Here is a 23,906-nt window from a genome sequence, read left to right on the forward strand (position 1 = left end):
CAAGCTCTCGCGCGTGCCTCTGGGCGTCGTCACGGGAAGGCCCTCCGGGAGTTTCAAGACCCTGATCATGGACACGGTGGAAAAGCTCGAGCTGCCTCTCGCGCACATGATTCCAGAGCTGACCGCCAATCTGCTCGCGCCCATACTGATATTCGTCTACATGTTCTACCTGGACTGGCGCATCGCGCTTGTTTCGCTCGTCACCATCCCCCTGGGGATCGCGTGTTACATGGGCATGCTCAAGGACTACGAGGTGCGCTACGCCCGCGTGCTGGCGGCCAACAAGAATATGGACGCCGCCGTGGTCGAATACGTCGGCGGCATTCAGGTTATCAAGACGTTCAATCAGAACGCGCGTTCGTATGAGAAGTACATGAATGCCGTAAAGGAGAGCAGGGACACCAAGGCCACGTGGTTCTCCCAGACGAACAAGTACTACGTGCTGGGGGTAATTGTCACGCCGGCATCGCTGCTGAGCGTGCTGCCGCTGGGCGCCTACCTATACATGAACGCAGACATGGCCGCTTCCACCCTCATCACCTGCATCATCCTATCGCTCGGCATGGTCACACCCCTCATCCAGGCATTGCGCTATACCGACAGCCTGGCCATGGTCGACTCAACCGTGAAAGAGGTGTCTTCGCTGCTCGAAATCGAGGAGATGGACAGGCCCAGTGCCCCCGCTGCGATTCCGGATTACCGCATCGCATTCGATCACGTGTCGTTCGGATACGGCAGCGTCGAGGTGCTCCACGATGTAACGTTTGCGGCCGCACCCACGGGCATCACCGCACTGGTGGGACCGAGCGGATCGGGAAAGTCGACCGTGGCGCGACTGATCGCATCGTTTTGGGAGGCAAGCGGAGGCACTGTTTCCATCGGTGGCGTAGACGTTCGCAACATGACCCTGGAACAGGTGATGGATACCGTCTCATACGTAACCCAGGACAACTACCTGTTCAACGTGCCCCTCGCGGAAAGCATTCGCATGGGCCGACCCGATGCGACCGACGAAGAGGTGCGCGAGGCCGCGCGCAAAGCCCGCTGCCACGACTTCATATCCAACCTGCCAGGCGGCTACGACACCCTTGCAGGAGATGCGGGCGGCCGATTGTCCGGCGGAGAGCGCCAGCGCGTGGCCATCGCGCGCGCCATCCTCAAGGACAGCCCGATCGTGCTGCTGGATGAAGCAACTGCCTTCACGGACCCGCTCAACGAGGTGGCTATCCAGCAATCCATATCCGAGCTCGTCGAGGACAAGATTCTCATCGTTATCGCACATCACCTGTCCACCATCGTGAATGCGAAGACCATCATCGTCCTCGACGACGGCAGGGTGAGCGCCCAGGGAACGCACACGGAGCTGCTGGAAACCAGCCCGCTCTATCGCAGCCTGTGGGAGGCCCAAAGCGACAGCCGCGACGAGGAATGCGGGGTGGGGGCATGATACGGCTCATCAACAGACTCCTCGCGTTCTCGGGAACTCAGAGGAAACCGCTGCTCCTCTCGTTCCTGTTCACTGTTGTGAACGCCTTCTTTGAGGTCTTGCCCCTGCTCGCCGTGCTCGTGGTGCTGGTGGAGGTGCTCGACGGGCTCGCGGGCAAGCCTCTCACGGCGACGCCCGTATGGGCCTCGCTTTGCATCATGGGTGCCGCCGTCATCGGGCAGATAGTATCCACGAACCTCGCGTCATCCCGCCGCGTCTTCGGAAGCTTCTCGATGTGCGCAGGAAAGCGGCTCGAGATAGGCGAGCGACTCAAGCGCGTGCCCATGGGCTATTTTGACGAAAAGCGCCTGGGCGATATCACCGCGGCGACAACAACGACGCTCGACGACGTGGAGAACAATGCCGTGACCGTCATGGAGATCCTGGCCGGCGGTTTCCTCCAGGCCGCGGTAATCTCCACCTGGCTGCTGGCCTACGAGTGGCGCATGGGGCTGCTCGCACTGACCGGGCTCGCCGCGGCCTTGCTGGTCTACATGCTGGCGCAGCGCGTCGGCGACGCCTATTCCCCGCGCCGTCAGGCCGCGCAGGCGAATCTGGTCGCATCACTCCTCGAGCATATCCAGGGCATGGCGGTCGTCAAGGCGTTCGGCCTGGGCACGCGCACGAATCGCAGGATCGACGAGGCCATTGCCGAAAGCTCGGCCGCCAACATCGCGCTGGAACGTGCCTTTTCTGCCGTGGCCTCCGTCTACCAGACGGTTTTTCGCATCATCCGCTCGGCGTTCCTCATCGTGACCCCCTATCTGTTGTTAGACGGGGAGGTATCGCCCGAAAAATGCCTGCTTCTCATCGTGGCCAGCTTCATGGTGTACTCCGCCGTGGAGGTCGCCGGCAGCGTGGCCTCTCTGGCGCGTGTTATCAACGTGTCGCTCGACCGCATAGATGGGGTCATGCGCATGCCGCTCATCGACGAAGACGGCGCGGATATTGTGCCGGAGACGTTCGATATTTCCGTCGAAAACATCACCTTCTGCTACTCCCCGGGCAAAAAGGTCATAGACAGCGTGAGCTTCGCGGTCCCGCAGGGAACGACCTGCGCCATCGTGGGGCTGTCGGGATCCGGGAAAACCACGCTGTGCAGCCTGATCGCACGCTTTTGGGATGTGGATGAGGGTCGGATCACCTTAGGCGGGGTGGACGTGCGCGATTACACGTGTGACAGCCTGCTGGCCAATTTTGCCATCGTTTTCCAAGACGTCTATCTGTTCAATGACACGATAGAGAACAACATCCGCTTCGGGTGCCCGGACGCGAGTGACGAAAAGGTGCGCGAGGCCGCGCGCAAAGCCCGCTGTCACGCGTTTATTTCGCAGCTGCCAAACGGTTACAAGACCATGGTGGGCGAGGGCGGAGCCTCGCTTTCCGGAGGGGAGAAGCAGCGCATATCCATCGCCCGCGCGCTGCTCAAAGACGCCCCCCTCGTGATTCTCGACGAAGCGACGGCCAGCGTGGATCCCGAGAACGAGCGGGAGCTTCAGCGTGCGATAGCCGAGCTCACGCGCGACAGGACCATCATCCTGATCGCGCATCACCTATCTACGGTGCGCGACGCCGAGCGCATCATCGTGCTTGACGAGGGGCGCATCGCGCAAAGCGGCACGCATTCTGAGCTCATGGCGCAAGAGGGGTTATACCGCCGCCTCGTTGAGACGCGCCGAAGCGCCATCGGCTGGAAGATTCCCAGCAAAGCGGACGGAAAGAACGCGCCCTCCAATTTCCAAAGGAGGAAGTGAACGTGGAAGACGGAAAATGGACGATCAAAGACGTCATCTCGACGATGCTCATCTCCATGTTCATGATCGTCATTCACGTCGTGATCACCCTTGTGTGCATGCCCAACAATTTCGTGAGCATGGTGCTGTCAACAGCGTTCGCCGCGTTCTTTTGCGGAGTGGTGTACATGCTGTTGGCGACGCGCGTGGGCAAACACGGCTGCACCCTCATCTACACCACATTGCTGGGAATCGTCTACCTGATATCAGGGAACTGGTACCTGACCCCGTGGTTCATCATCGTGGGCCTGATCTGTGAGCTCATCCTGATCAAAAAGGGCTCGTATCACAGCAACAAGAGGGTCATCGCCTCGTGGTCCGTCAACGGGCTCCTGCACCAAGGCACCAACTTCCTGCCCATCCTGTTCTTCTGGGACACGTACTACGCCTTCGCCATGCAATCGGGAATGGAACAGAGCTACGTGGACTCCTACCTGTACTACTACACCACCCCGTCCTGGATCGTGTTCATCACAATCCTTACCCTAGTGCTGGCCTTTCTCGGCGCTCTTGTCGGCGCAAGGCTCATGAACAAGCATTTTGGGAAGGCGGGTGTGCTGTAGGGTGTCGGACGGCCGCTCGTTGAAGGTACCCGTCAAGCTCTGTGCCTTCGCATGCGTGCTGGCCTGCTCGGCGCTGACGACCAACCCGGTCATGCTCGGCTTCCCCACCCTGCTGTCGCTGCTTTGCGTGGCAATGCAGGGCAGGGGACGCTTGGCGCTGTCCTTTGCGGCCACCTATGCCGTGATCGCACTCCTGCTCTGCCTGATCCGATTCCACGGCCTGCACATGATCGTGTTCTCGGAATTCCATGTCCTGCTGCTGTGGACCATGTCGCCCGCCATTGTGATGGGATGGGATCTCGTCACCACCCCGCCGGGTGATCTTTCGGCGTTTCTCTCCAGGCTACGTGCACCCGCGCCCCTCATCCTGGGAGTGCTCGTCGCGTTCCGTTTCTTCCCCACCATGGCGGCCCAGCTCGCACGCATCGTCCAATCCATGCGCAACCGTGCTCTCACCGCTCCCACGCGCATGATTGCCCACCCCGCCGCGAGCTGCGAGTACATCATCGTGCCCCTCATGCTGCGGTGCCTCCAGATAGCCGACCAGCTCACCGTGTCCGCCGTTGCGCGCGGGGCACAAAGAAACGGCATTCGGGGCAGCTATTACGGACGTCCCTACCTGGTGAGGGATTGGATCTGGCTCTCCGTTTGGATAACGGGAACCGTGGCCTTTCTTTTCGCGGCGGGAACGAAACCATGATTCGCCTCGAACACGTTTCGTTCCATTACCGGGGCGGCGACTACGGTGTCACCGACATCAACCTGCGTGTGCCCCCGGGCGCGTGCGTGGTGCTGTGCGGAGCATCGGGCTGCGGGAAAACCACACTGACACGGCTGATCAACGGCCTCGCACCTCGTTTCTACCGGGGGACGCTCGAAGGGGCGGTAAGAGTCGGGGGCAAAGAGGTGCCCCGCACCCCCTCGTGGGAGATAACCGCACGCGTGGGCAGCGTATTCCAGGATCCCTCGAGCCAGTTCTTTTCGTCGGAGCTGCCCGGCGAGGTGGCCTTCGCCTGCGAAAATCTGGGGATGCCCCAGGACGAGGTGCGTCGCCGCACCGATGCCGCAATCGCCACGATGGCGCTCGAGTGCATCCGCGACCACCCGCTCGACTGTCTCTCGAGCGGCGAAAAGCAGCGGGTTGCCATCGCCTCGGTCTGCGCCCCGGCGCCAAAGACCCTCGTATTCGACGAGCCCACCGCAAACCTCGACGCAGAAGGCGAGCGCCGACTCGCGCGCATCGTGAGGCGTTTCAAAGACGAAGGGTTCACCCAGATCATCGCCGAGCACCGCCTTGCCTGGCTCGACGGCGTAGCCGACCTCTATGTCCGACTCGAGAACGGACGTATTCTGGAGGAATTGACGCGGCACACCATGCGTTCGATGAGCGTGCGTGAGCGCCAACGACGCGGCCTGCGCTCGCCGACGCCCGTTTGCACACCCAAATTGCCCCCTCCCCACGGCATCGCTCCCTCGATCCATACGGTGGAGCTCGCGTGCAAAAGAGGCACACGCACCATTTGGGAGGGGCTCAACCTGCGCTTTTTTCCGGGTCGCATAACCGCCATTACCGGGGGTAACGGCGTGGGGAAGACGAGTCTGGGAACAATTTTCGCGGGGCTTTCGCGCCCGAGCAAAGGGAGCGTCTTCGTGGGAGGAAAGAAGCTGCGCGGCGCGCGGCGACGCAGGTCCGTGTGGTTCTGTTCAAACGACACCGGCACGCAATTCTTCACGAGCTCGGTGACGGACGAGCTGCTGGTGGATGCGGAGCCGACCGATCAGACCAGGGAACGCACGCGTGCGATGCTCAAGCGACTGGGGCTCTACGAGTTCAGGGAGGCGCACCCCGCGTCCCTCTCGGGAGGCCAGCGTCAGCGGCTCGCCATCGCCTGCGCCCTGCTCTCAAACCGCAACGTGCTCATATTCGATGAACCGACGAGCGGGGTGGACGATGCGAACATGACAATCATCGCCCGAGAACTGGCCGCGGCCGCGCGAGAGGAGAAAAGCATCCTGGTTATCACGCACGACAACGAGTTCATGGCCGCTTGCTGCGATAGTGAATACTGCCTCGACGGTCTCACGACGACACAAAGAGGCCCGCTGCCAACGCCAGATGAGCGCTGAGGGCTCCTCACCCACGGCGCCAAGAAAAACCCCCGGCGGGCAAGCCGGGGCCAGTGGGGTGGCTGACGGGACTCGAACCCGCGACGTCCTGGACCACAACCAGGTGCTCTACCAACTGAACTACAGCCACCATGGTTGCCCTGAAGGCAACGGATAGAGCTTAGCATTACCCGCGCGAGCTTGAAAACTCGAGCATAACACCACGGCGGTGGCGTGCGTCACCAGTGTGCGCGCGCGGAGATCGCGTCGGCAAAGTTACCCAGCGCATTGGGCGTCGCCCCCAGGTACAGGTCGGCGTCCACCAGGGATACCTCCATGACCAGGAACGAGCCCCTGCCGTCGGGCACGAGGTCCACTCGGTTGAACAGGAACTGCTCGTCGTGCCCCAGGCGCGAACGCACGTAGTCGTGCAGGACCCGGCGAATCTCCTGGCCCCACTTCCATGCAACGGAGTCGGCAGGCTCGGCGGTCACCACGGCCTCGTGGACCGTTGGGTCGGTGATGGACGCGGGATGCAGGGCGGAGCGTTTCTCGACAGCATGAGAGACCAGACCGTTGAAGAAGACAAGCGATATTTCACCGTGCAGATCGATCTCCTCCACGTAGCGCTGGATCATGACGGAGCGCCCCTCGCCCAACAGCCCCTGGACCTGACGCATCGCCGCCTGACGCTGGCGTATGTCGACGGTCGTGTAGCGGCCGATGTCGCGCACGCCGGAGGAGACCGCCGGTTTGACGACGAACTCGCCGAAGGCCGGGAAACGGGTGTGAATCTGGTGCTTGGACAGCTTCTGTTCCGGCTCGAGCCAGCTCGTTAGAATCGTGGGCATCCCCAGGGCGGCCAGATCCTTGAGGTAGTGCTTGTCGCTGTTCCAGTCCAGCACGTCGACAGAGTTCTGCACGCGACGCAGCCCTCGGGTCCACTCCAGGAACGCCGCGCGGTCCTGGGCGTAGTCGGACACGGAGCGCACGACGACCATGCCCGCCCGGGACCAGTCGACGTCGGGATCGTTCCACACCTTGATCTGCGGGTCACAGCCGCGCGCAGCCAACTCGTCGAGGAGGCCTTCCTCGCCGTGGAAGAGGGTGGGCAGGGACTTGCAGGTAACCAGGGTGACTTTAGGGTGTGTCGACATGAATGTCCTTCGGTGTCGTGGGGAGGGAACGCAGGGACGCGGCCTTGGAGCAGTCGGAAAACCTAACGCAGGCCGAGGGGACGCCCCGAAGCCTCGGTGAGTAGTTCGCTCAGCAGGTCAGAGTAGTTCAGCCCGGCCGCGGCCCACATCTGCCGATACATCGAGATGGGGGTGAATCCGGGCATCGTGTTGACTTCGTTGATGATCACCGCGTCGGTGGCCTCGTCCAGGAAGAAGTCGACGCGGGCCAGGCCTTCGCATTCGAGGGCGTCGAACGCACGCCACGCGGTTTCGCGGATACGCTGAGCGTAAGCGGGGCTGACCTCGGCCGGGCAGCACAATCCGACGACGTCGTCCACGTACTTGTGTTCGTAGTCGTAGAACTCCCCCTCGGGCAGAGCGATCTCGCCCAGCGGCGCGGTGCCGGTACTCCAGTCGGAACGGGAACCGAGGACGCCGCATTCGATCTCTCGGCCGCTGATGGAGGCTTCGACGATGACGCGCGGGTCGAGGTTGGCCGCCTCCTTGATGGCGACGGGCAGGTCCTCACGGCAGGTCACTCGCGAGATCCCGACGGAGGAACCGGCACGGCAGGGCTTCACGAAGACGGGGAAGCCCAGGCGCTCAATGCGCTGCACGCACGCGGCGGGATCCGCATCCCACTGGCGAGCGGTAACCAGCTCCCACCGGCCGACGTTGATGCCGGCGGCAGCCAGGACGGTCTTCGTCAAGTGCTTGTCCATGGCGATGGCCGAGGAGGTGACGCCGCATCCGACGTACCGCACGCCGGCCATCTCGAACAGCCCCTGGATGGTGCCGTCCTCACCGTACGGGCCGTGCAGGAGAGGGAAAACAATATCGACGTGACCGAGGTCCTCCACGCCCACGACGCGCGAACCGGGGGCGTTAGGATCCCCCTCGTAGGTGAGCTCAACGAGGTTACCCTCTCCCGGGGTGAGCGCCACGCGGGTCGACCCGGGCGTGACGGACTGGCCCTTCCCGTCCTTGAACGCCAGCGCCGAGGGGTCGTCGGCAACGCGCACCCACTGGCCATCCCGCGTGATTCCCAGCGGGATCACGTCCCACTTGGAACGGTCGATGGCGGTCAGGATTCCGGCGGCAGTCGCGCAGGAAACTTCGTGCTCGCAGGAGCGCCCACCGAAGACGATGAGGACGCGGGGACGAGAAATCGCAGTCATAGGTCCAAGACTACCGCCAAAGTCGCCCCTCGCCCCAGCGGGTGACCCCTAGACCAGCTCGATCTTCCACCCGTCCATCTTTTGCGGGCGGGAGAGCAGCATACGGCCCATGTCCTCGATGGTGGCACGTCCCTCGACGACCTCGACGACCGCCCCAGTGATGGGCATGTCGACGCCGACGGAAGCCGCGACCTGCAGGATCGGACCGGCAGAGGTGACCCCCTCGACGACGCCCGGAGACAGCGCCACGGCCTCGGCCAGGCTCATGCCGGCGCCGAGGCGATGCCCCAGCGAAAAGTTGCGCGACAGCCGCGAGGAACAGGTGGCCACCAGGTCGCCAATACCCGCCAGCCCCGCGAAGGTCGCGGCGTCAGCGCCGAGCGCGATACCGAGCCTGGTCATCTCCGCCAGCCCCCGGGTGATCAGCGTCGAGCGAGTGTTAATGCCCAGTCCCATCCCCTCGGCGGCGCCGATCGCCACCGCGATCACGTTCTTCGTGGCGCCGGCCATCTCCGTTCCCACGACATCCGCGGACACGTAGGGCCGGAAATAGGAATTGTGGCAGGCCCGCGCAATGTCCTTGGCCAGCTCCACGTCGCTGGCGGCAACGACCGTCGCGGTCGGATTCCGGTCCGCGATCTCGCGTGACAGGTTGGGGCCCGAAAGGACGGCGATGCGCCCCTCGGGCACACCGGAAGCCTCGGCCATGATCTGACCCACCCGCTTGAGGGACCCCAGCTCAAGCCCCTTCGCCAGGGACAGGAGCGCAACGTCATCGATAAACGCGCCCGTAACCGCCTCCAGCGTGGGGCGGACCGCCTTGACCGGGACGGCGACGACGACGAGCTGGCGACCCGCCACGGCGCTCGCGATGTCCTCTGTCGCGTCGATACGATCCGACAGGGTAATCCCCGGCAGATACGTCGGATTCTCGTGTCCATTAATGAAGGCGATCGTGCCGGGGTTTCTGCCCCACATGGTGACCGATACGCCCGCGTCGGCAAGGACCTGAGCGAACGTCGTTCCCCACGCTCCCGTCCCCAGGACCGCTGCTGTTGAAATATTCATCGAAACCTCCCTGTCAGACACATTCTACTAGGACGGATACAACCGTCCTGCCCCGAGCAGGAAAGGGAAGCAGGGCCGCATGCAACCGCTCACCGACTTCCTGGCCACCAGGGTGCACGAGGCCACAGGCTCTGGCACTATCGCCGTTTCTTGGCTTTTTTCGCCCGCTTGGCTTGTTCCTCTTCCCACCACGGGCCGGCCTGGGTGACGGGGTCCCACACCTGCTCAGGGACGGGCAGATCGCGCAGCTGACCCACCCCGGCGCGCACGGCGTCGCTGATGCGCCGCGTCGCCTCACGCACCGCTTCGCGGTCCTGTGACCCCCGTGGTCCGATCAGATCGGACAGGTCCACCGGCGTCCCGAAGTGATAGGACAGGGCCCGCCCGGGGCGCATGTCGACCTTCTTGGCGTTGTAGGGGGCCAGGATGTCCTGCGCGCCCCACTGGGACAGGGGGATGACGGGGACGCCCGTGTCCAGAGCCAGGCGTGCTGCTCCCGACTTGAACTGCATGGGCCATTCGTCGGGGTCACGGGTCAGCGTCCCCTCCGGGTAGATGCCAACGACCTCGCCACCCTCCAAAGCGGCACGCGCGGGCGCCAGCACGGCCGCGGGATCCGAGTCGCGGTTCACGGGAATCAGGCCCATGCCCCTGATGATCCAGCCGAAGACCGGCACGGAGAACATCGATTTTTTTGCCAGAAAGCGCACCGCCGTGTCACGCTTCATGAAGTACCAGCACAGGCACAGCGGGTCGACGCTCGACAGGTGGTTGGATACCAGCAGGAAGCCCCCGTCGGCGGGCAGGTTTTCTTCACCGGTAGCAGTAATCTTCACCCAGGGCGTCATGAGGGGCGTCAGCACGCCCTTTGCGAAGGCGTAAAAGCCGGAGACAGGACTCATGGGACAATTCTACGAGAGATTATTATTCCCCCGGGATGCAAAGCACGCGGGCCACCTCACACGAGGACCGACACGACGCCGGGGGCGACATCCACGGTGAATGGAACCGACGCGATCCGGTCCCCGTCCGCCATCGCGACAACGCCCTCGGGGGCGGTAAAGGACACGGCCTTGGCGCTCTCGATGTCGATCGCCGGGTGAGCTTTCGCTCGCCCCGCAACGATGCTAGCCAGAACGACGAGCGCACGGGAGAGAGGAAGGGGTCCCACGTGGCAGACCTCGAGGATTCCGTCGCTCATGTCGGAGGAATCAACCAGGGTGATGCCGCCGCCGAAGCGACCCGAGTTCGACACGGACGCGATCCACCCGCTCATGTTACGTTCGCGCCCATCGACGGTAGCGCTCACGCCGGTGGGTTCGTGCGAGGCCAGGGCCGCGAACGCCCCATACCCGTAGGCCAGGGGGCCCGACGTCAGCGACGATTCGTTCGCCAGGATATTCGCGCGCGCGTCCAGGCCGATCGAGACGATGCCCAGCGCGAGGCGAAGGCCCTCGCGCGAACGCACCCACATTCCATCCAGGGGGCGCACCCGAGCATCGAGCGCGCCCGGGCCGATCGATCCCACGATGTCCCCGCCTGCGCGCCGCGCGGGCACCATACCCAGCCGAGCCAGGTTACGGGCTCGGGCCAGCGGATCCGTGCCAATGCCCAGCGCCCGACACAGATCGTTGCCGCGGCCGCCAGGCATGGGAGCGAAGCGGGCGCCCGACTCGTGGCAGCCGCGGGCGACGGCGCTCAGATACCCGTCGCCGCCGAGGGCCGCGACGACTGTGCCGGGAGAAACGTGGGCTGCGATCAACGCCGGGTCGTCGCCCGGCGTGGTCAGCCGAACCGCGACCTCCCAGCCGCCGCCGCGCAGGATGCGCACGATGCGCGGACCCAGGCGAACGCTGCGCCCGCCCGCCGACATTGACGAAACCAGCACAAAGATGCTGCGCCGCTCCCCTCGCCCGCCCACGATCTCAGTCCAGGTAACGCACGCGCGCATCCAGCTGGTGAAGCTTGCGCGTGAAGTGCTCGTAGCCGCGCGAAATGACGTCGATACCCGACACCGTCGAGGTGCCCGATGCGGCCAGCGCGGCGATCAGGTGCGAGAAACCTCCGCGCAGGTCCGGGACCTCAATATCCGCGCTGTGCAGCGGCGTCGGACCCGAGATGACGGCCGAATGGTAGTAGTTTTTTTGGCCGAAGCGGCACGGCGTCCCGCCCAGACACTCGCGATAGACCTGTATGTTCGCGCCCATCTTACGCAGGGCCGAGGTAAAGCCGAAGCGGTTCTCGTACACGGTTTCATGCACGATCGACAAGCCCTGCGCCTGCGTGAGCGCCACGACGAGGGGCTGCTGCCAGTCCGTCATGAAGCCCGGGTGGACAGCGGTCTCCAACGCGATCGAGTGCAGTTCCCCACCCGGATGGTAGAAGCGGATCCCGTCTGCGTCGATATCGAAGGCGCCACCGACCTTGCGGAAAGTGTTGAGGAAGGTCGTCATGTCGGGCTGGTGGGCACCGCGCACGTAGATGTCGCCGTGGGTGGCCAGGGCGGCGGCGGCCCACGAGGCGGCCTCGATACGGTCCGGGAGGGCGGTATGACGGTAGCCGACCAGCTTGGACACACCCTCGATGCGGATCGTGCGATCCGTATCCACGGAGATGATCGCGCCCATCTTTTGCAGGACGTTGATCAGGTCCAGGATCTCGGGTTCGATGGCTGCGCCCCGAAGGGTCGTGATGCCTTCGTTACGCACGGCGGTCAGCAGCGTCTGTTCGGTCGCACCCACGGAGGGGAAGGGCAGCTCGATGATGGCGCCGTGCAGGCCCGCGGCGGGGCGTCTAATGTGCACGCCGTCGGGCTGTTTGTCGATGATCGCGCCGAACTTGCGCAGCGTATCCAAGTGAAAGTCGATGGGACGGCCGCCGATCGCGCATCCCCCCAGCTCGGGGATGAAGGCCTCGCCAAGCTGATGGAGGAGCGGACCGCAGAACAGGATCGGGATGCGCGATGCGCCCGCGAGCGTGTCGATGTCGGAGCGGGAGGCAACCTTGACGTTGGAGGGGTCCATGCGCAGCGTGCCGCGGTCCTGATCAAAGTCGATGGCGACGCCGTGCAGGCTCAGCAGGTTCGACACCACATCGGTATCGCGGATCAGCGGCACGTTGTACAGCTCGGAGGGCGTGTCGGCCAGCAGCGAGGCGACCATTGCCTTGGGCACGAAGTTTTTGGCGCCGCGTACGCTGATCTCGCCGCTCAGCGGGTGGCCGCCTTCGACTTGCAGGATGGATGACATGGGTGCTCCTCGGATATGCGTAACTGGCCCCTACTCTAGCCAGGCGGGGGCCTGCGTGCGCAGCGCTTTCGGTCGCGATCCGACACGGCCTCTCGTTCGGGAAGGTATTTCGATGGAGGCGCGGGGCCGGGCGGGCTCGGGGCGGCGGCCTGTCCCTGACCGGGACCCGGCCTCCTCGATGGGCCCGTTCGCACAGCTGCCGATAGACACCGCGTTTACGGCGTTCGCACCCGGGTGTCAAGCTGTGCTTAACCGGTGATGTCAGCGATGGACCGACCGAAACTGACCGCGGGTACGGTGTAATCCTCGGTGGCGATTGTCAGATCGGGCCAGGGCCCCTGGCACCCGGCCAATCGCCTTCCCTTAAGCGCTGGGGGCTGGCGGCCTCGTGGACCAGGCGCAGATAGGTGCCCGGCGGGTCACAGGCGTCGTTTCTGTGGAGATGACGGGGTACGCCGCGCCACTTTTGTCGCGGTTCCCCTCGCCGTTCCTCAGTGGCTCGCGGCGCCCACTCCACGCGTTGGGGGCGGCGTGGAAGCCCGCGCTATACCCGCGAGTGGAAAAGCCTTCTCTCGAAAGGCCCCGCCGTCCTCACGTCTCAGAGGCCGCTTTGACACGTTTCACTATGCAACAGCTTGCCATCTCAAAAGATGAGATATTGAATAGTTGTATGGAAGAGCAAACATCCAGTGGCGTCGGCGTTCTCGATAAAGCAGCCCTGGTCCTAAACGCCCTTGAGGCCGGACCCGCGACACTCGCGCAACTCGTCTCCAGCACCGGGCTTGCCCGTCCAACCGCCCACCGGCTGGCTGTAGCGCTCGAATACCACCGGATGGTCGCCCGCGACATGCAGGGCCGTTTCATCCTCGGTCCCCGCCTGCAGGAACTGTCCTCCGCTGCCGGAGAGGACCGCCTGCTCCAAGCTTCCATGCCCGTGCTTCAGGCCCTGCGCGACCACACAAAGGAATCCTCCCAGCTCTTTCGCCGCCAGGGCGACTACCGCGTGTGCGTGGCAGCCTCCGAACGCGAGATGGGCCTGCGCGACTCGATCCCCGTGGGTGCCACGCTGTCGATGAGCGCCGGTTCGGCCGCCCAGATTCTGTTGGCCTGGGAGGAACCCGACCGCCTGCACCGAGGCCTCTACGGCGCTTCCTTCAACGCGACCATGCTCTCGGAGGTGCGTCGCCGGGGCTGGGCCCAGTCCGTGGGCGAACGCGAACCCGGAGTCGCCTCCGTCTCCGCCCCCGTTCGCGGCCCCTCCGGTCGAGTCCTGGCCGCCCTGTCGATTTCCGGCCCCATTGAGCGCATGGGCCGTCAGCCTGGACGCCAGCACGGCCCCTCGGTCATGGCGGCGGCCAACAAGCTCTCCGAGTTCCTGGCCACCGTGGAGGACGCCGCAGACCTGTAGGCCTCGTTGTTTTCCACGGAGGCGGGTGGGCCGGGGGGATTGCGTATCCTCCCGGCCCACCCGCGTTTCGCAGCTGACGGATCAGGCTATCCAGCGGCCTGATGAGTCAAAGGTGTAGGTGGTGCCGTCCACAACGACGCGACCCGTGACCATCGCGCCGCTTGCGGGATCCAGGTAGTACCAGCTGGAACCATAGGGCAACCAGCCTGTTGCCATCACCCCGCTGTCCGACAGGTAGTACCAGGAGCCACCCACGAACGTCCAGCCCGTGGCCATCGCCCCGCTGCCGGTCAGGTAGTACCAGTTCGCGCCGTCGCGCAACCACCCCGTCGCCATGACGCCGCTCGCTGGATCCAGGTAGAACCAAGAGCCTCCCACGAGCGTCCAACCCGTGGCCATCGCGCCCGACGCCTTGTAGTAGCGCCACTGCCCGGCGTCGTACTCCCAGCCGGTCTTCATCCACCCTTCGGAATCAAAAGAATAGGTGATGCCATTGATCTTGATGCGCTCGTTGAAGGGGTACGAACCATCCGGGTAGCGCAGCCACCAACGGCCGTCGCTGGATTGTATCCACTTCCCCTCCGACGGATCGGGCGCGGGATTCACGCGAGCCCCGACCGCCTGTGTAAAGACCGCGACAGTGCGCGCGGGAACGGTAACGGTGCCCGTCTTCCCATCAAAGGACGCGCCCTTGACCACCTCGTCCGCGCCGCCAGCCTGCGCCTCGTGCAGCTTAAACACGCGCCCGGCCAGGCCATCAACGCGCTGCTTGATGGCCTCTCCCGTCGCGTTGAACACGACCAGGGCGCCGTCAAGCTCGCGATCGATGTCGTCGCGGGAGTCGGCTTCGTCGTTGATGAGCATCATGATCGTCCCATCCACGGCGGCAGACCCCGAATTCGGGAACGACACCTTCGAGCGAACCAGATCCGCGCTGCCGAGCGTGAACAGGCGCGAGGAGGAACGCACGCGCAGGAAGTCCATCGCGATCTTCGAGGACGCGCCGATCTGCTCCGGGGACGGTTTCAAGTCGGGGTTTTCCAACAGAGGCCGCATGTGGTCCCAGGCCGCGCCGTTCTTGGACTTCATTGGCAGGCCGCGGCCGAAACCGTTGTCGCGCATCGTCCAGTCGATGGCGTTGAAGTGGTCGCCCGAGTTGTAGGAGTCGCGGTCCAGGGACTTCGAGCGCAGCATCTCCGTGCCCGATGCCCACAGCGCCGGCGACTGCGACAGGGACACCGATGCCTGGCTCAGCAACGACATGCGCACACGATTGTCCATCGGAGCGTTCGTCGGCATCTTGTACGTCACCAGGTCGAACAGGGTCTCGTTGTCGTGGGCGTCCACGTAGTTCACGTTCTCAACCGGCTGAGACGCGAAACCAGCACCGTGGCCGTTGTAGTCCAGCTGCGCGCCCAGGATGCTTCGGCCGTCGTAGGTCGTGAGCGGGTAGTCCTTCAGGTTGCCCGCCAGGCCCAGCTTCACCAGGTCCACCCGGTGCAGATAGTCCGCACGGCGTTCATCGGCGGAGCGTGTATCCAGTCCGTTTGCGTCAGAGAACGCGCCCGAACCCAGCCCCTGGAACACGCGGTGGTCCTCGTCGAAGGGGCCGCCGCCGTGGACCGCGTCGCGCAGGCGATCATTGAACGCACCGATGCCCGTGCCGTCCAGCTGCCCCTGTGTGGCCTGCCTGAACAGCGCGTTATTCGCGACCTCACCGAAGTTCCAGCCCTCGCCGTAGATGTACAGGCGCGAGCCGTCCACTCCGTCCTTGTCCAGCGTCAAAGACTTCAGCGCTTCCTTCGCGCGCTTCATCCCATCGGCGGGATGGTGACCCATCAGGTCGAAACGGAAACCGTCAACGTGATAGTGCTTTGCCCAGTGGATCATCGAATCGATCATCAGGCGCTCGCTCATCGCGTTCTCGGTTGCCACGTTCGAGCAGCACGTTGAGGTCTCCACCGCGCCGGCGGCGTTCAAGCGCTGGTAGTAGCCGGGCACGACCCGGTCCAGCACCGAATGCGCGTCCTGGCCGGCGGCCGGAGTGTGGTTGTACACCTGGTCGAGCACCACCTGCATGCCAATCGAATGCAGGCCGCCCACCATGGAGCGGAACTCGCGAACGCGTGCGCCACCGTTTTGGTGAGACTCGGTCGCGTAAGAGCCCTCGGGAGCCATCCAGTGGAACGGATCGTATCCCCAGTTGTAGGCGTCCTGGTCGGCAACGGCGGCCACCGCGGCCTGCTGAGCCTCCGACGCCGGGCCCGCGTCCTGCGGAATGTCCGGCACCTTTTGGTCGCTGCGCTTCTCAGGGATGGTCGCGATGTCGAACGTGGGCAGCAGGTGCACCGTGTTCATGCCGGCTTTCGCCAGCTCGCTCAGGTGACGCATGCCGCCCGACTGGTGCTGCGTAAACGCCATGTATGTCCCGCGCATCTCCTCGGGGACCGATTCATCCTTCGCCGAAAAGTCGCGCACGTGCAGCTCGTAGATGGAGCGCTGCGCGTCGTCCTGCAGCACCGGCGCCGCGGTGTTCTTCCATTCCGAGGGGGCGATCGACGGGTCGTTCATGTTGACGGCCACCGACCTGGTCGAATCAACCGTCAGGCCCACCGAGTACGGGTCCGTCACCGTGTTCGTCTCCACAGCGCCCGTAGAGGGCACGTACACTCGGACCTCCCACAGGTACTGCGCCCCTTCGTGGATCGCGCCGTCGGCGTTATCGACGCTCCAGCGGCCGTCGTCGCCTCGCTGGGCGGGCGTGCGCACGGCGTCGCCCGACACCTCATCGTCGGCGCCCCCGGGGGTCTTCGTGTTCCACGACAGCAAAGTCACGTTCTTCGCCGTGGGTGCCCACAGCGCGAAAGTCGGTTTCCCGTCGTCCCGCCAGCCCACACCGAACGAGGCCTGGGTGGCCTTAGCCGCATAGATGGAGTCCAGCACGGGAGCGATCTGCACGCCTGTGAATGCGTTGATAGTGCCGCCGCTCTTTTGGGCAACCGCGATCTGGCCCGTCAGGGCCTCTCGGGCCTTTGCCTGGTCAATGTCAGCGCGCAGAGCGATGTATCCGCTGAGGTTCGGATGAGCCATCGTCACATCGCCGCTCAGGTCCCCCTCGATGGTAAGGGGCACGACCGTGCCTCCAGTGATCGCCCCGTCCTTCAGGCCTGCCCCGCCCTCCGGGGCGGTCACCAGTTCGTAGGTGAGATTCGCGGAACCGTCAAGCACCTGCGCGCGCGTCACTCCCTGTGGCAGCAGCGACGTGGGCCAGGCCAGCACGTTCGCGCTGACCCAGTAGGCGCGCTGCTCACCGGAACCGGCGACCGGCGCATCCGATGCCGCGATCTCGAGCTTGTGGGACGAAGAATCGTAGGTGAAGGTCACGAGCTTGTTCGCTTTCGTCGCAAACTGATAGTTGGCGCCACCGGGCACGCCGTCGCGCCCGTAATTCTCATTCCACGAACCACCGATGGCGACCTTGACCTCGTAGGAGCCTTCGGGCAGGGCCGCTGTCTGGAACGTGTAGGTGCCGTCCCCCACCGGTTCCATCAGCGGCGCCAGGCAGTCCGGTTTCCAGTTGTCCGAGCAGCCCAGCGCCTTTTGCAGGGAGCCTGGCAGGGTCACCATCTGGTCGGTCACCGTGTTCCACACGCGATGAGTCACGCGGTTGTAGTAGAAGGTGACGTCCGTTTGTTCCTTCAGGGAGTATGCGATATTCGCTCCCCCGGCCACGCCGCCGCGCCCGTAGGAAACGTCCCACGAGCCACCCTCCGCGACCTTGTACTCGTAGTCGCCCGCGGGCAGGGTGAACGTTGCGGAGTAGACGCCGGTCCTATCGCGCGTGAGCGCGGCCTTGGCGCAGCCGGGCGCCCAATCGGCGTCGCACCCCATGGCCTTGTTATGACTGCCGGGGATTGTCACCAGCAGGTTCTCATCTGCGGTATTCTCACCGGCCTCGGCGGCTCGCGCGCCCGCACTTTGGTATGACGCTTCCGCCTCGGGGGCAGCCCACGCCGCGGGAAGCGCACCCCCCATCAGCGCCAGCACCGCGCCCACACCCAGGGCTCGACGCAGCAACGTTCTGTTATATCGGTGTGTCACGATAGACTCCCTCGTCCATAAACGGTCCCCTCCTGCGGGGGATGGTCCTAGGTTAGACACACTGCAACGCAATGGAAACTTTTCTGCAAAGGACAAGCACTTTTGCGGTAAGAGGGTAAACAAAAGCCCCGTCACCACCGCGGTGACGAGGCCGTTCGTACCCCCAACCGGATTTGAACCGGTGTTAACGCCGTGAGAGGGCGTCGTCCTAGGCCGCTAGACGATGGGGGCCTTGATTCACATTGAATCCGTACCCCCAACCGGATTTGAACCGGTGTTAACGCCGTGAGAGGGCGTCGTCCTAGGCCGCTAGACGATGGGGGCCGCCTGAAACTATCGCTTCAGATCGCTGGGGTACCAGGACTCGAACCTAGAATGGCTGAACCAGAATCAGCTGTGTTGCCAATTACACCATACCCCACTGGGTGTCTCCCGCTTCGCTCTCGCGTCGCTGGCGACGAGAGATAACTGTAGCGGACAACAACCCGGGTGCCAAATCGAGCGCCCGTGGCGCCCGTCACGCGCTTCTCGCCCGCCCCACCCTCGCGGTGCGGGGGCTGGGCGATGCACGACTCAGGCCAGCGACTGGCGCAGCGCCCTCAGGCGAGCCAGCGAGGAGACGCGCCCCAGAATCTCCATCGACTCAAACAGCGGAGGCGACACCTGGCGGCCCGTTACGGCAACGCGCAGCGGACCAAAAGCCAGGCGAGGCTTGACACCCATGTGGTCAACGATGCGTTCGCGCAGCGAAGCCTCGAGGGAGGCGGTCGTGAATTCACCCAGGCCTTCCACCGTCTCGATGGCGGCATCCAGCACGTCACCGGCGTTGTCCTTCAGCTTCGAGACGGCCTTCTCGTCCATCTCCAGCGCATCGTCGGCGACGAAAAGGAAGCCAAGCATGGCCGTGGCCTCACCCAGCAGCTGAATGCGCGTCTGGATGAGGGGCGCGGCCTCCGTGAGGATCTCGCGCTCGCGCTCGGTCAGCTCACCGAAAGACTCGGCGGACACCAGGTGGTCGCGATGCAGGAAGGGCACCAGGCGGTCACGGAAGTCAATGCCATCGAGCAGACGGATCTGCTCGGCGTTAATCGCGATGGCCTTCTTCTGATCGAAGCGCGCCGGGTTCGGGTTCACGTCCGAAATGTCGAAGGCCCGCGCCATCTCTTGCATGGAGAAAATGTCGCGGTCGGGGGCGATCGACCAGCCCAGCAGGGCGAGGTAGTTGTTCAGGCCCTCGGGGATCATGCCCGCCGCCTTGTGCAGGAGCAGGTTCGATTCCGGGTCGCGCTTGGACAGCTTCTTGTTGCCCTCGCCCATGACGTAGGGCAGGTGCCCGAAGCGGGGCATAAACGTCGCGACGCCGATGGCCTGAAGCGCGCGGTACAGAACGATCTGGCGAGGCGTCGAAGAGAGCAGGTCCTCGCCGCGCAGGACGTGCGTGATCCCCATGAGCGCATCATCGATGGGGTTGACCAGCGTGTACAGCGGGTGCCCGTTGGCGCGAACGATGACATAGTCGGGAATGGAACCCGCCTTAAAGGTGATTTCGCCGCGGATCAGGTCCGTGAACGTAATGTCCTCGTCGGGCATGCGCAGGCGCAGCACCGGCTGGCGCCCCTCGGCGCGGTAGGCCGCGATCTGTTCCTCGCTCAGGTCGCGATCAAAGCCGTCGTAGCCCAGCTTGGGGTCCTCGCCCCTCGCGCGGTGGCGCTCTTCGACTTCCTCGGGCGTCGAGTAAGATTCGTAGGCATAGCCGACCTGAAGCAGGCGGGCGGCAACGTCACGGTAGATGTCCATGCGCTGGCTCTGACGGTAGGGGCCGTGGGGTCCTCCCTTGTCGACTCCCTCATCCCAGTCGAGGCCCAGCCACCGCAGCGATTCGATGATCTGGTCGAAGGATTCCTGGGAATCGCGGGCGGCGTCCGTGTCTTCGACGCGAAAGACGAAGGTCCCTCCCGCATGGCGGGCGTACGCCCAGTTGAACAGGCACGTGCGGACCATCCCGACGTGGGGGGTTCCTGTGGGCGAGGGACAGAAGCGGACGCGCACGTCGGCGCAGGTGGCAGTTGTTTCACTCATGATTCCCCAATCCTACTCCAGGCGAAGCCGTTGTATTTGCCTGTTGCATGGGCGCGCTGGGCCTGCAACAGCGCACGGGGATACTCTGTGGGTGTGAAAGGCCGCGGCACGCGCGAGCCAGGAAACAGCGCAGGAGGATCACATGCCCGTCCGTCTCTATTCCGACACCCAGCTGTACCGCACGGGGTCCCTCAAGTGGACGGGGATCACGCGGTCAAACGGGGATCCGACGATCGGAGCGTGGGTTGCGGAGATGGACTTTGGCACGGCGCCCGAGGTGGCTGACGCGATGAAGAGGGCGATCGATAACGGCTTGCTCGGCTATCAGCCCACGTGGCTGGCGCCTTCCGTTGCCGCGGCGACCGCGGAGTTTCACGACAGGCGCTTCGGGTGGGACGTCGACGCCTCGCACGTGCGCCTGGTGGCGTCGGTGCTGCCGGCTCTGGAGGCCACGATCAACCACCTCGTCCGTCCGGGGGCGCCGGTCATCGTCCCCACTCCCGCGTACATGCCGTTCCTGTCGATCCCCGGAAAGTTCGATCACCCGGTGATCGAGGTTCCCTCGCTGCGGGGCACGCGCGCAGGCGGCCACGGATGGGCGCTGGACCTGGAGGGGATTCGCGCCGGGCTCGAGTCCGGCGCCGGGCTCGTGATCCTGTGCAACCCGTGGAACCCGGTGGGACGGGTGCTGCGCGAAGAGGAGCTGCGGGCGTTGCACGACCTCGTTAGCCGCTACGACGCCCTCGTGTTTGCCGACGAAATCCACTCTTCGCTGGTGCTCGACGAATCGATCCCCTTCGTCTCCTATGCATCGCTCGGGCCCTCCTACGCGTCCCACACGGTCACGGCGACCGCCGCGTCAAAGGGATGGAACATCGCGGGTCTGCCCTGCGCCCAGGTGATCCTCCCGGACGAGGAGCTGCGCGGCCGCTGGGACGAGTTCGGGGCGCAGGTGCGCCACGGTGCGACCGTCATCGGCGCGGTGGGCACGATCACCGCCTACCAGCACGGCGATGCGTGGCAGCGAGAAGTCAAGGACCTGATCCGCGCGAACGTGGACCTCGTGGAGTCCCGCCTGTCAGGCTCCCCCATCGACTTCGTGCGCCCGGAAGGCACATACCTGACGTGGTGGGGCTTTGCGCGCACCGACCTGGGGCGCCTCTCCCCCTGCGCCGTCCTGCGCGACAAGGCGGGCATCGCCACCAACGAGGGGATGACGCTGGGCGCCGACTACCGCGAGTGGGCGCGCATCAACCTGGCGTGCGCGCCCGACGTGGCGGAGCGAATCGTGGAGCGCGTCTTAGCGTTGCTCTGATCCGCTGACGAAGGGGGTCTGCGCGACGCCCGGGGTTTCCCGGGCCACGGCCTCGCTCGTGAAAACTCATGCCCCCAGGGCAGCCTCAATGCCGGCGACGACGAGTCCCCGGGCCGCCGACGCCGCCTCCACGACGGCGCCGGGATCAGTGGGCGCTTTAGCGAAAGACAGGTCGGAAACGACGGACATCCCGGCGACCCGTACGCCCAGGGCGTGCAGCGTCAGCGCCTCCATGACGGTCGACATGCCCACGCAGTCGATACCGAGTCCCGCCAGGACGCGCGCCTCCGCCAGCGTCTGATACTCCGGGCCGCGCAGGATCGCGTAAACGCCCTCACGCTGGCAGGGACCGCACAGAGCGCGGGTCATGGCCCGGTCCCACACGGCCGACACGTCCAGGAACAGCGGCCCGGTAAACGGCGAGACGCCGCTGAGGTTCACGTGATCGGTGATGGCCATGACGTCTCCGAGGCGCCACGAGCGCAGGCACCCGTTCGCGTTCGTGAGGACAGCCCGCTCCACCCCGGCGGCGGCCGCCGCGCGAGCCAACGCGGTCACGGCGCGCACTCCTCTGCCCTCGTACAGGTGGGTGCGTCCCGTCGCGACCAGCACGGTTCCGCGGGCGCCCGCATAGGCCCGCAGCTCGCCGCCGTGGCCGTCGGCCACCGGAGCAACCAGGCCGGGGATACTTCCCAGGGACACGGCGAAGGCGGGTTCACCCCACGCCTGGTCGAGCGCGTCCGCCAATCCCGACCCCAGGACGACGAGCGCGTGCGGGGTACCCGTGAGCCCGGCGAGGAGCGCCCCGGCGGCCCTGGCCTCCTCATCCAAAAGGGCGCGCGCAAAGCGTGGGTCGGTGCTCACTCACCGCCCCCTTCGAGGCCCTGCGCGTAGGTGCGCGAGGAAAGCGTCTCCTGGGCGCGTACGCGGCCCGCGCTGGTCGCCCAGTAGCCGACGAAACCCACGACCATGGCCAGGAGGATGCCGATGTTGGCGCCCGCCCAGTCTCCCTCGCGCCCACCGAGGGGACCCAGCAGGTAGCCCTGCCAGGAGAGCCACGACGCGTTCGAGTTCACGACCAGGCCCCACCCCCCGAGGGAACCGACCGCCAGCGATGCGACGGCACCCCAGTTCACTGACCCGTAGCGGCCCGACGGGGTAAAGAGCGAGGGCTCGTCGTAGTCCTTACGGCGCAGCGCGATATCGGCGAGCATGACGCCGCCCCACGCGGCGATCACGACGCCGAGGGTGGTAAGGAAAGCGGTGAAAGGAGTCAGGAAGGAGTCGGCGAAGAACACGACGACGATGGTTCCGACCGTCATGATCGTGCCGTCGATGGCCGTGGCGACCGGGCGTGACACGGGCACCCCCACGGCCAGCAGAGACAGGCCCGAAGAGTAGATGTCCATGACGATTCCGCCGATCAGCCCCAGGATCGCGACGATGGCGAAGGGAATGAGGAACCACGTGGGCAGCAGCGTCGTAAGCGCTCCGATCGGATCGGCGCCGATCGCCTCCGACAGGGATTCGTCGGCCGAGCCAACCAGGAGGATACCGAAGAACACCAGGACGACCGTGGGCAGCGCCGCGCCCAGCGTCGTCCACCCGACGACTCCTCGCGTCGACGCGGCGCGCGGCAAGTAGCGCGAGTAGTCGGCGGCCGCATTAATCCAGCCGAAACCAAAACCCACGAGGAGCATACAGCCGGCACCTAAGACGGCGGCCACGGGCGCCCCAGGCCGCGAGGCCAGCACCGAAAAGTTGATCGTCGGAGCAACCAGGACCAGGTACACGAGCGTCAGGGCGGCGCTCGCCCACGTGATCCACGTCTGCACCTTCATGATCGCCTCGAAGCCGAGGATGCCCGAACCGGCTGCCAGGACCACGACGAGAACCAGGGATATCACCTGGGCGAGGAGGTGGTTTGAAAACCCCATGGCACCCATGACGGTGGCCGTGGCCTGGACCGCTATGATCGCCAGGAAGGTCTCCCACCCCACCGTCAGAATCCACGAGATAGCCGCAGACACGCGGTTGCCGTTAAAACCGAAGGCGGCACGCGACAGGACCAGCGTCGGCGCGGACCCGCGCTTGCCCGCAAGCGCGACCAGGCCGCAGACCAGGAACGACAGGGTCACCCCGACGACCGACACGACGACCGCCTGAGCCAGGGAGAGGCCAAAACCCAGCACCCACGACCCCCAGGAGATTCCCAGAACCGAGATATTCGCTGCGAACCACGGCATGAACAGGTCGGCAGGCCTGCCCTTACGATCGGATTCAGGAATGACGTCCAGGCCGGCCATCTCGACGGCCAGCGCGCCCGAGGACTGGGGTTCGCTCACAATGTGCTCCTATGGCGAAAGTGTCGTTCAAACACCTC

17 protein-coding genes and 4 tRNA genes are annotated in these 23,906 nt (G+C 65.0%); 7 read left to right on the forward strand and 14 right to left on the reverse strand.

Annotated features, from left to right (window positions below):
* From BLT68_RS03365 to BLT68_RS03385, 5 genes are all read left to right on the forward strand, one after another.
* On the forward strand, positions 1-1,447 hold a 1,447-nt coding region (locus BLT68_RS03365; protein WP_074632826.1), incomplete at its 5' end, for an ABC transporter ATP-binding protein.
* Entirely contained in the window at positions 1,444-3,240 is a 1,797-nt protein-coding gene (locus tag BLT68_RS03370) for an ABC transporter ATP-binding protein (RefSeq protein WP_074632828.1), read from the forward strand. The genes BLT68_RS03365 and BLT68_RS03370, both read left to right, overlap by 4 nt.
* A 2-nt stretch (positions 3,241-3,242) precedes the next feature.
* Positions 3,243-3,842, forward strand: coding sequence for an MptD family putative ECF transporter S component (locus BLT68_RS03375; RefSeq protein ID WP_074632849.1), 600 nt, complete (start codon positions 3,243-3,245; stop codon positions 3,840-3,842).
* 19 nt (positions 3,843-3,861) lie between these two features.
* Positions 3,862-4,542 carry an energy-coupling factor transporter transmembrane component T family protein gene (locus tag BLT68_RS03380; protein ID WP_198482580.1) on the forward strand — a complete coding sequence of 227 codons (681 nt, stop codon included), beginning with the start codon at positions 3,862-3,864 and terminating at the stop codon, positions 4,540-4,542.
* Entirely contained in the window at positions 4,539-5,969 is a 1,431-nt protein-coding gene (locus BLT68_RS03385; RefSeq protein WP_074632831.1) for an ABC transporter ATP-binding protein, read from the forward strand. Before BLT68_RS03380 ends, BLT68_RS03385 begins: the two co-directional genes overlap by 4 nt.
* Before the next feature lie 54 nt (positions 5,970-6,023).
* Here BLT68_RS03385 and BLT68_RS03390 read toward each other — a convergent pair.
* The 7 genes from BLT68_RS03390 to murA all read right to left on the reverse strand — a co-directional run bounded on the left by BLT68_RS03390 (position 6,024) and on the right by murA (position 12,620).
* Positions 6,024-6,099 (reverse strand) — tRNA-His (locus tag BLT68_RS03390).
* 88 nt (positions 6,100-6,187) lie between these two features.
* A complete protein-coding gene (locus tag BLT68_RS03395) occupies positions 6,188-7,105 on the reverse strand; it encodes an ATP-grasp domain-containing protein (RefSeq protein ID WP_050694975.1) in 918 nt (305 codons plus the stop codon).
* A gap of 62 nt (positions 7,106-7,167) precedes the next feature.
* The gene (locus tag BLT68_RS03400) at positions 7,168-8,304 is read right to left on the reverse strand and encodes a D-alanine--D-alanine ligase family protein (protein WP_050694976.1); all 1,137 of its coding nucleotides are present in this window, start codon (positions 8,302-8,304) and stop codon (positions 7,168-7,170) included.
* A gap of 48 nt (positions 8,305-8,352) precedes the next feature.
* Positions 8,353-9,372 carry an NAD(P)H-dependent glycerol-3-phosphate dehydrogenase gene (locus BLT68_RS03405; RefSeq protein WP_074632833.1) on the reverse strand — a complete coding sequence of 340 codons (1,020 nt, stop codon included), beginning with the start codon at positions 9,370-9,372 and terminating at the stop codon, positions 8,353-8,355.
* Between the two features lie 137 nt (positions 9,373-9,509).
* Positions 9,510-10,274, reverse strand: a complete 765-nt coding sequence (locus BLT68_RS03410; protein WP_074632834.1) for a lysophospholipid acyltransferase family protein — start codon at positions 10,272-10,274, stop codon at positions 9,510-9,512.
* 56 nt (positions 10,275-10,330) lie between these two features.
* Positions 10,331-11,323 (reverse strand): diacylglycerol/lipid kinase family protein, encoded by a 993-nt coding sequence (locus BLT68_RS03415; protein WP_050694979.1) that lies wholly within the window; start codon positions 11,321-11,323, stop codon positions 10,331-10,333.
* A complete protein-coding gene (gene murA / locus BLT68_RS03420; RefSeq protein WP_050694980.1) occupies positions 11,298-12,620 on the reverse strand; it encodes a UDP-N-acetylglucosamine 1-carboxyvinyltransferase in 1,323 nt (440 codons plus the stop codon). Before murA ends, BLT68_RS03415 begins: the two co-directional genes overlap by 26 nt.
* Positions 12,621-13,290: 670 nt before the next feature.
* Here murA and BLT68_RS03425 point away from each other — a divergent pair.
* A complete protein-coding gene (locus BLT68_RS03425) occupies positions 13,291-14,028 on the forward strand; it encodes an IclR family transcriptional regulator (protein ID WP_050694981.1) in 738 nt (245 codons plus the stop codon).
* An 81-nt stretch (positions 14,029-14,109) separates the two neighbouring features.
* Here BLT68_RS03425 and pulA read toward each other — a convergent pair whose 3' ends face one another.
* The 5 genes from pulA to gltX all read right to left on the reverse strand — a co-directional run bounded on the left by pulA (position 14,110) and on the right by gltX (position 20,208).
* The gene (gene pulA, locus BLT68_RS03430; protein WP_074632836.1) at positions 14,110-18,129 is read right to left on the reverse strand and encodes a pullulanase-type alpha-1,6-glucosidase; all 4,020 of its coding nucleotides are present in this window, start codon (positions 18,127-18,129) and stop codon (positions 14,110-14,112) included.
* Between the two features lie 158 nt (positions 18,130-18,287).
* A tRNA-Glu gene (locus BLT68_RS03435) sits at positions 18,288-18,360 on the reverse strand.
* Positions 18,361-18,380: 20 nt separating this feature from the next.
* Positions 18,381-18,453 (reverse strand) — tRNA-Glu (locus tag BLT68_RS03440).
* 25 nt (positions 18,454-18,478) lie between these two features.
* Positions 18,479-18,550: transfer RNA gene (locus BLT68_RS03445), tRNA-Gln, on the reverse strand.
* A 152-nt stretch (positions 18,551-18,702) separates the two neighbouring features.
* The gene (gene gltX / locus BLT68_RS03450) at positions 18,703-20,208 is read right to left on the reverse strand and encodes a glutamate--tRNA ligase (RefSeq protein ID WP_074632838.1); all 1,506 of its coding nucleotides are present in this window, start codon (positions 20,206-20,208) and stop codon (positions 18,703-18,705) included.
* A 142-nt stretch (positions 20,209-20,350) separates the two neighbouring features.
* Here gltX and BLT68_RS03455 point away from each other — a divergent pair, with 142 nt between their 5' ends.
* Positions 20,351-21,523, forward strand: a complete 1,173-nt coding sequence (locus BLT68_RS03455; protein WP_050694984.1) for a MalY/PatB family protein — start codon at positions 20,351-20,353, stop codon at positions 21,521-21,523.
* 66 nt (positions 21,524-21,589) lie between these two features.
* Here the strand turns inward: BLT68_RS03455 and BLT68_RS03460 are convergent, their stop codons facing one another.
* Both BLT68_RS03460 and BLT68_RS03465 read right to left on the reverse strand, forming a co-directional pair.
* Positions 21,590-22,387, reverse strand: coding sequence for a purine-nucleoside phosphorylase (locus tag BLT68_RS03460; protein ID WP_074632842.1), 798 nt, complete (start codon positions 22,385-22,387; stop codon positions 21,590-21,592).
* On the reverse strand, positions 22,384-23,829 hold the full coding sequence (locus BLT68_RS03465; protein ID WP_082175993.1) for a purine-cytosine permease family protein: 1,446 nt from the start codon (positions 23,827-23,829) through the stop codon (positions 22,384-22,386). The genes BLT68_RS03460 and BLT68_RS03465 overlap by 4 nt, the downstream gene beginning before the upstream one ends.
* Between the last annotated feature and the right edge of the window lie 77 nt (positions 23,830-23,906).

It is taken from the genome of Schaalia meyeri, from assembly GCF_900105015.1.
Classification (GTDB): Bacteria; Actinomycetota; Actinomycetes; order Actinomycetales; family Actinomycetaceae; genus Pauljensenia; species Pauljensenia meyeri.